This window comes from Pedobacter sp. 01N416 (assembly GCF_056399685.1).
Genome location: NZ_JBFTRT010000238.1, coordinates 1 through 8,161 on the forward strand (window position 1 = coordinate 1; position 8,161 = coordinate 8,161).

7 protein-coding genes are annotated in these 8,161 nt (G+C 38.9%); 6 read left to right on the top strand and 1 reads right to left on the bottom strand.

The window, feature by feature from the left end; genetic code table 11:
* Positions 1 to 385 precede the first annotated feature (385 nt).
* The 6 genes from AC1DND_RS14350 (at position 386) to AC1DND_RS14375 (ending at position 7,958) form a co-directional block, all read left to right on the top strand.
* Positions 386 to 1,468 (top strand): efflux RND transporter periplasmic adaptor subunit, encoded by a 1,083-nt coding sequence (locus AC1DND_RS14350; RefSeq protein ID WP_477582549.1) that lies wholly within the window; start codon positions 386 to 388, stop codon positions 1,466 to 1,468.
* Positions 1,469 to 1,492: 24 nt separating this feature from the next.
* Positions 1,493 to 4,663: an efflux RND transporter permease subunit gene (locus AC1DND_RS14355; RefSeq protein ID WP_477582551.1), complete on the top strand. Its 3,171-nt coding sequence runs from the start codon at positions 1,493 to 1,495 to the stop codon at positions 4,661 to 4,663.
* Positions 4,656 to 6,089, top strand: a complete 1,434-nt coding sequence (locus tag AC1DND_RS14360; RefSeq protein ID WP_477582553.1) for a TolC family protein — start codon at positions 4,656 to 4,658, stop codon at positions 6,087 to 6,089. Before AC1DND_RS14355 ends, AC1DND_RS14360 begins: the two co-directional genes overlap by 8 nt.
* 410 nt (positions 6,090 to 6,499) lie before the next feature.
* Positions 6,500 to 6,961: a VOC family protein gene (locus AC1DND_RS14365; protein WP_029280098.1), complete on the top strand. Its 462-nt coding sequence runs from the start codon at positions 6,500 to 6,502 to the stop codon at positions 6,959 to 6,961.
* 66 nt (positions 6,962 to 7,027) lie between these two features.
* Positions 7,028 to 7,405: a serine hydrolase domain-containing protein gene (locus AC1DND_RS14370; RefSeq protein ID WP_477582555.1), complete on the top strand. Its 378-nt coding sequence runs from the start codon at positions 7,028 to 7,030 to the stop codon at positions 7,403 to 7,405.
* The gene (locus AC1DND_RS14375; protein ID WP_477582557.1) at positions 7,398 to 7,958 is read left to right on the top strand and encodes a serine hydrolase; all 561 of its coding nucleotides are present in this window, start codon (positions 7,398 to 7,400) and stop codon (positions 7,956 to 7,958) included. The genes AC1DND_RS14370 and AC1DND_RS14375 overlap by 8 nt, the downstream gene beginning before the upstream one ends.
* A 9-nt stretch (positions 7,959 to 7,967) precedes the next feature.
* Here AC1DND_RS14375 and AC1DND_RS14380 read toward each other — a convergent pair.
* Positions 7,968 to 8,161, bottom strand: a 194-nt coding sequence (locus AC1DND_RS14380) for a DUF3606 domain-containing protein (RefSeq protein ID WP_477582559.1), incomplete at its 5' end; no start/stop codon positions are given.

An 8,161-nucleotide genomic window follows, 5' to 3' on the forward strand; every position in this document is an offset into this window, starting at 1 on the left:
ATTTATACCTCATTCTGAAAATAACTGGCAAATGCATAGAACGGAGTTTTTTTTATTAGAAATCGTCATTTCTTCATCTAATTCTAGCTCCTTACTGGTAATTCGTTCAAAAAGCGGAGCTAAATGATCTGTTTGTTGTGAAAAATCATCTTTTGCTTCACTAAAACACAATTTCTCAATCCAAACCTGAAGTTCAACTTCATTATAACTTCATAAATCTGTATTTATTTCGCTTTCGAATTAAATCATTGCGTAACCATAATTTATTGAAGTCAATTAAGTATCTGCACATCAGTTGTAGACTGCTTCTTATCATAAATTGGTTGCCAAGGGAGACTAATTAGAGAAAAAAATAAATCAGATTAAAACCATTTAACAAAAAAAGATGAAAAGAGTTGTCATGTGCTTAGGCTTATGTACTTTGCTTTACGTAACGGGTTGTACCACGAAAAAAGAAGAAAAAGAAGAAGTAACTACTTATGCGGTAACCACACCGTTAAGAATGGATACTTCGTTTACCAAGGAATATGTTTCACAGATTAAATCTGTGAGGAATATCGAGGTTAGGGCACAGGAAAAAGGCTATCTCCAAAATATTTATGTAGATGAAGGTCAGCGTGTAAAAGCTGGTCAACTGTTGTTTAAGATTATGCCTAAAGCAGCACAATCTGAGTTGTTAAAAGCACAAGCCGAAACTAAATCTGCAGAAATTGAGCTTGAAAACACCAGATTACTTTCTGATAAAAATATCGTTTCTAAAAACGAGCTGGCCATGGCTAAAGCCAAACTGCAATCAGCAAATGCCGAAACCTCTTTGGCCAAATTTCATTTATCCAATACCGAAATCAGGGCACCTTTTGATGGTACAATCGACCGTATTCCATTAAAACTGGGTAGTTTGGTTGATGAAGGTGCTTTATTAACCAGTCTTTCAGATAATAGTCAGGTTTTTGCGTATTTCAATGTGTCTGAACCTGAATACCTGAACTATCAAAGTACCGCAAAGGCAAAAGGCCAGCAAGAAGTTAGCCTGTTATTGGCGAATAACGAGTTGCTGAAATCGAAAGGTAAGGTTGAAGTGATCGAAAGCGAATTTGATAATGAGACAGGAAACATTGCTTTTAGAGCCAGGTTTAACAATTCTGATAACTTACTGAGAAACGGAGAAACGGGCAAAATCCAGATGGTTGTTCCTTTAAAAAATGCTTTAGTAATCCCACAGAAAGCCACTTATGATATTCAGGATAAAACTTATGTTTTTGTAATCGATAAAAATAACAAAGTACATTCCAGAGCCATCACCATTGCAGGCGAGGTGCCAGATTTGTACATCATTGGCGATGGCATCACCACGGGTGATAAAATATTGCTTGAAGGAGTGCAGAAAGTAAAAGACGATGATAAAATTACCTTCAAATTCCAACAGCCTCAGGAAGTGATGAAACAATTAAGATTGAAAACTGAATAATCTACCACCCTCCATACTTATTTTATGTTTAGTAAATTCATACAAAGGCCAGTCCTTTCTATAGTAATATCGCTTATCATTGTGTTTCTTGGGGTGTTGGCCATCAGCTACCTACCCGTTACACAATTCCCCTCTATTTCACCACCTAAAGTTAATATTACGGCAGAGTATCCAGGTGCAAATAATGAGTTATTGATCAAATCGGTGGTTATTCCGCTAGAACGTGCCCTTAACGGTGTACCAGGCATGAAATATATTGCCTCTGATGCCGGTAATGATGGTGAAGCTTCCATTCAGGTCGTATTTAATTTAGGTACCGATCCCAACCAGGCTTCGCTTAACGTACAGAACCGTGTAGCTGCTGTTACCAATAAACTTCCTCCTTTAGTGGTTCGTGAGGGGGTTAAAATCACTCGCGAAGAGTCTAACATGTTGATGTACATCAACTTGTATAGTAAAGACCCTAAGATGAACCAGAATTTTCTGTACAATTATGCCGATATCAACTTGCTTTCAGAGTTGAAAAGGGTTGATGGTGTAGGTTTTGCCGATATTTTGGGTGATAGGGATTATGCCATGCGGATCTGGCTTAAACCCGACCGTATGCAGGCTTATAAAATCTCAGTGGATGAAGTGATGAAAGCACTTGATGAGCAAAGTTTAGAAGCCTCTCCAGGTAAAACCGGTGAGAGTTCTGGTAAACGCTCTCAGGCTTTTGAGTATGTGTTAAAATATTCCGGACGCTTTAGTACGAAAGAAGGATACGAAAATGTAGTACTAAGAGCAAGTGCTAACGGCGAATTACTTCGTTTAAAAGATGTTGCCGATGTAGATTTTAGTGCTTCAGCTTACAATTTATATTCTACGTTAAATGGAAAGGCTTCTGCAGCTATCGTATTGAAACAATCTTACGGAAGTAATGCCAGTCAGGTAATTAAAGATGTAAAAGCGAAAATGGCCGAGATCAAATCGAGCTCATTTCCTAAAGGTTTAGATTATGAAGTAAGTTACGACGTTTCTAAATTCCTCGATGCCTCTATTGAAAAAGTAATCCACACCCTTGTCGAAGCCTTTATCTTGGTGGGTTTAGTGGTATTCCTGTTCCTCGGCGATTGGCGTTCAACCCTCATCCCGGCAATTGCTGTACCGGTATCCTTAATCGGAACCTTTGTGTTTATGCAGTTTTTTGGTATTACACTCAATCTGATTACCTTGTTCGCCTTAGTATTGGCCATTGGGGTAGTGGTAGATGATGCCATTGTAGTAATTGAAGCGGTACATGCCAAGATGGAACACGATCGGAAACTTTCGGTACTGAAGGCTACCCAGCAGGCCATGAAAGAAATTGGCGGCGCAATTATCGCTATTACCTTTTTAATGGCATCGGTATTTATTCCGGTAGCTTTTATGTCGGGGCCAGTAGGTATTTTCTACCGTCAGTTCTCGATCACCATGGCAACGGCAATTATCCTTTCGGGTATTGTGGCGTTAACACTTACCCCTGCATTGTGTGCCATCATGTTAAAGAATAACCATGGATCGAAGAAAAAGAAAACCATTATTGATCGCTTTTTAGATGGTTTTAACAATGGTTTTGCCAAACTTTCGGGGAAATACGAATTTGTTTTAACCAAAATGGTAAGTCGTAAGATCTTAACCTTCGGTATATTGATTGCATTTTGTTTGGGTGTTTGGGGATTGAGCGGAAGTGTACCATCAGGTTTTATTCCGAACGAAGATCAGGGAATGGTTTATGCCATTATCCAAACGCCTCCAGGATCCACTTTAGAACGTACCGACCAGATTTCAGAGAAACTGCAGAAAATGTGCGAAGATATTGATGGCGTAAAGTCGGTTTCATCTTTGGCAGGATATGAGATTCTTACTGAAGGTACGGGATCGAACTCGGGTACCTGTTTAATCAACCTGAAAGATTGGAGCGAACGTAAACATTCGGCAGTAGAGATTATTAAAGAGCTTGAAGAGAAATCGAAATCTATTCCAGGTGCAACTATCGAATTTTTCCAGCCACCAGCCGTTCCGGGTTATGGTGCTGCGGGAGGTTTCGAGCTTCGTTTACTGGATAAAGCAGGTAGTGGCGATTACAAAAAAATGGAAACCGTGGCCAACGATTTTGTAAAAGAGCTGAACAGACGTAAAGAGCTATCATCTGTATTTACTTTTTACAGTGCGAGTTTTCCTCAGTACATGTTAGATGTTGACAATGATATTGCGCAACAAAAAGGAGTGAGTATTGATAATGCGATGAATACACTGTCGACTTTTGTAGGTAGTAATTACGAAACCAGTTTTATTAAATACGACCATCAATATAAAGTAATTGTACAGGCATTGCCTCAGTACAGGGCTTTGCCAGAAGATATTTTAAAACTCTCGGTTAAAAACGATCGTGATGAAATGGTGCCTTTCTCGGCTTTTATTAAAATGCGTAAAGTGTATGGCTTATCCGAAATTACCAGACACAATATGTATAATGCTTCTGAGATCAGCGGGCAATCTGCTCCGGGTTATAGTTCTGGTGAAGCCATCAAGGCCATTACCGAAGTGGCCAAGAAATCACTTCCAAGGGGATTTGGTATCGATTGGGCTGGTATATCTAAAGATGAAGTATCAAGGGGTAACGAAGCCATTTATATCTTCCTGATCTGCTTGGGCTTCGTTTATCTGGTTCTGGCAGCCCAATACGAAAGCTTCATTTTGCCACTTTCAGTTATCCTTTCTTTACCAGCGGGTATTTTTGGCGCTTTCCTGTTCTTAAAATTATTAGGATTGGAAAACAACATTTATGCACAGGTTGCGATGGTAATGCTGATTGGTTTACTCGGTAAGAACGCGGTATTGATTGTTGAATTCGCTGCACAGCGGCATGCCCAGGGTGCAACGGTATTAAAAGCCGCAATGGAAGGTGCAAGTGTACGTTTTCGTCCGATTTTAATGACCTCTTTTGCCTTTATTGCAGGTTTAATTCCATTGATGATTGCATCAGGGCCTGGGAAAATCGGTAACAGGACCATTGGCTCGGCTGCTGCCGGGGGTATGCTTTTTGGTACCATTTTCGGGGTAGTTATTATCCCGGGATTGTATTATGTATTTGGAACAATAGCTGCCAGACACAAGCTGATTAAAATTGAAGAAGAACATCCATTAACTGAAGAAGTAGAAGATAATGTTTAAGAAAAATATTTATAAAGGCCTTGGTTTAGTACTGATATGTGCTGCATATACCGCATGTAAATTGCCAGAAGTGGCTCAACGCGCCGAAAATAAAAGTGTTCCTACAGCCTTTATTGGCACGCAGGATACCGTAAGTACGGCCAGTATACAATGGCGTAAGTTTTTTACCGATCCAAATCTGGTAAACCTGATCGATACCGCATTAAAAAATAACCAGGAGCTGAATATCACCTTGCAGGATATCGAGATTGCTAAAAACGAAATCAAAGCCAAAAAGGGGGAACTTTTACCAAGTGTAACCTATGGCGTTGGTGCAGGTTTTGATAAAGTTGGTCGCTACACCAGTTCGGGTGCTGGCGATGCTTCTACAGAAATTACACCAGGTAAAGAAGTGCCTGAGGTATTGCCCGATTATCATTTCGGTTTACAGGCCAACTGGGAAGCCGATATCTGGCACAAATTGCGCAACGCCAAGAAAGGAGCCATAAGTCATTATTTAGCAACGGTTGAAGGCAAAAATTTCGTAGTCACCAATTTGATAGCTGAGGTTGCAAATTCATATTACGAATTGCTAGCTGCAGATAATCAGTTAGAGACAGTGAAAAAAAACATTGAGCTGCAGAAAAATGCCTTAGAACTGATGAAAATTCAGAAACAGGCCAGTAGGGTTAACGAACTTGCAGTGCGTAAATTTGAAGCTGAGGTTTTAAGCTCTAAGAGCCTGGAATTTGATATTCAGCAAAACATTACCGAAACGGAGAATAAGATCAATTTCTTGCTAGGCCGTTTTCCTCAGCCCATTGTTAGGGATAAATCGAGTTTTACCGATCTGGTACCACCAACAGTACAAACAGGTTTACCTTCGCAGTTATTAGCCAACCGCCYGGATATTAAACAGGCTGAGTTAGAACTCGCTGCGGCTAAGTTGGATGTTAAAGTAGCTAAAGCACAGTTTTATCCATCATTGGGTATTTCTGCCGCTATCGGTTACCAGGCTTTTAACCCATCTTATTTATTGAGAACACCGGAATCTTTAATCTATTCTTTAGCAGGAGATCTAGCAGGACCACTAATTAACCGCAATGCCATTAAAGCTGAGTATTTAACCGCCAATGCAAAACAGTTGCAGGCCGTTTACGATTACGAAAAAACAATTTTAAATGGTTATATAGAAGTGGCCAATCAAATGTCAAAGATTAGCAACCTGCAAAAAAGCTATGATTTGAAATCGAAACAGGTAGCTGCACTCACCCAATCGATCGATATTTCTAACGATTTGTTTAAATCTGCAAGGGCTGATTATTTTGAGGTATTGATGACCCAACGTGATGCTTTGCAGTCAAAATTAGAATTGATTGAAACCAAAAAACAGCAGTTAAATGCGGTGGTAGATATTTATCACGCCCTCGGTGGGGGATGGAATTAAGTAAATAGCTATAATTCTCATATTCATATTATCCTTATAAATCTATTAAGGCTGTTCCAAAAACCGGGGCAGCCTTTTTTTTGTCATTCTGAGCGGAGCGAAGAATCTTTATAGAATAATCAATCGTTTACAACGATAAAATCATTTAGTTATTTATGCACTCATCTGGAAACGAGCGCAAACTAAACGCATTGATTTTTTCTTCTCGCAACGTCTTCCTGAACTTGTTTCAGGATCTTTCCGCTATGGGAGCATTAATCACGGCAACAAATTATCTGTGTGTATCCTTTTTATCTGTGGTTAATAAATCTGCTCAATAAATACCCCGCTGTTTTGCTACCCTAAGTGGAGTCGAAGAATGTATTGAAAAATTTATTAAAATTATTCCTTTATAAGTTTGATATTTAAACATGAAAAAAATCTTCCTGTTTACCACTATTTTATTTTCTATCATTTTTCAAAAAGCCATGGCGCAAAATAAACCCGAAAATGTACCTGCTGTTTTAAATCATATCGCTGTTTATGTAGCTGATCTAAGCGTAGCAACAACTTTTTACGAAAGTGTGTTTAACCTTAAAATCATTCCCGAACCTTTTAAAGATAACCGCCATACCTGGTTTACTTTAGGGCCAGCCGGACAGTTGCATTTAATCCAGGGGGCAAAAGGAAATGAGGTTTTTGATAAAAACGGGCATTTGTGTTTCAGTGTTCCATCAGTTGATGAATTTGTAAAGAAGCTGAATGCTAAAAATATCAGTTTCGAGGATTGGCCAGGAAAGAAAGGCGGAATTACCTTGCGTGTAGATGGCGTAAAACAAATTTATTTCAAAGATCCCGACGGGCATTGGTTAGAAGTAAACGATGCCAAGTAAATTTTTCACTACGCGCAGATTTTGTTTTGCACCATCCCTTATATTTAGGTTTTATCCGCTAAGCTTATGAAACTAAAATTCCTGAAATATTTTTGTACTACCTTTTTAATAATTGGTGTAGTTGAGCAATTAAAAGCTCAAAATGCTAACGCCGAAGCAGAATTTAAAACTGTAATGGATAAATATAATGCGGTTGGTGCTGCTGTGGCTGTGGTAAAAGAAGGTAAGATTATTTATACCCACTCTTTTGGACTAAAAGATATAGAAAATAAAAAGCCTTTAACTGATCAGGATATTTTCAGAATTGCATCTATTTCGAAGTCTTTTTCGGCAACATCCATTATGCAACTGGTAGAGGCCGGTAAAATTTCCTTAGATGATGATTTTGGCGATCTGGTGGGTTTTAAAATCAGGAATCCGAAATTTAAAAAATCATGTGCTTAAACCCTTAGGGCTTTATGCAGGTTATTGCGTAGACTCTTTAGATAGCACGCGTTTTGTTAATTTATACGAATATCATGCCGATACGAAAACTTATACACCGTCGCCAACAGCATATGCGCCACGAAGAACAGAAATTGCAAATTACATAATGGGTTATAGTACGCCTGTTTTTTCGCCAACAGGTGGGATGAAAATTTCGGCTAGTGATTTAGCTAAATATATGATTATGCACATGAATTATGGCACATCAAATGGTATTAAGATAATCACTAAAAAGAGTGCGAAAAAGATGCAGACTGCCTTGACCGATGATGAAGGGTATGGCTTGGCCATCAGGACTGCAGATCAGCTTATCCCGGGTGTAAAACTGAAAGGACATACCGGTTCAGCTTATGGTTTATTCAGTACCATGTTTTTTAATCCGAAAGACAAATTTGGCTTCGTTATCATTACAAATGGTATAAACGCTACCTATACCGATGGCTTCCCTGATTTCAGTAGGGCAGCCATCAACAGCTTGTATCAGGCATTTATTAAACCAAACCAAAATTAATCTTTAAACCTATGAAGGATTAAGAAAGCGTTTATAAGCATTACCGGATTTAATTTTTTCCATGGTCAAATATTCTTTCACAATAGAAAATTCCATACTCTGGATGGCTTTAACCACCGATTTTAGTTTTTCACCTGTAACACCTAATCTGGCTGCCCAGTAATTGCGATCTTGTTCATCTGCAATCTCAATAAACTCTTTCC

Bases quoted from the DNA above. Each gene is read 5' to 3' on its own strand.
- AC1DND_RS14365 (WP_029280098.1), top strand. From the start codon at position 6,500: ATGAAAAAAATCTTCCTGTTTACCACTATTTTATTTTCTATCATTTTT.
- AC1DND_RS14355 (WP_477582551.1), top strand. From the start codon at position 1,493: ATGTTTAGTAAATTCATACAAAGGCCAGTCCTTTCTATAGTAATATCG.
- AC1DND_RS14370 (WP_477582555.1), top strand. From the start codon at position 7,028: ATGAAACTAAAATTCCTGAAATATTTTTGTACTACCTTTTTAATAATT.
- AC1DND_RS14350 (WP_477582549.1), top strand. From the start codon at position 386: ATGAAAAGAGTTGTCATGTGCTTAGGCTTATGTACTTTGCTTTACGTA.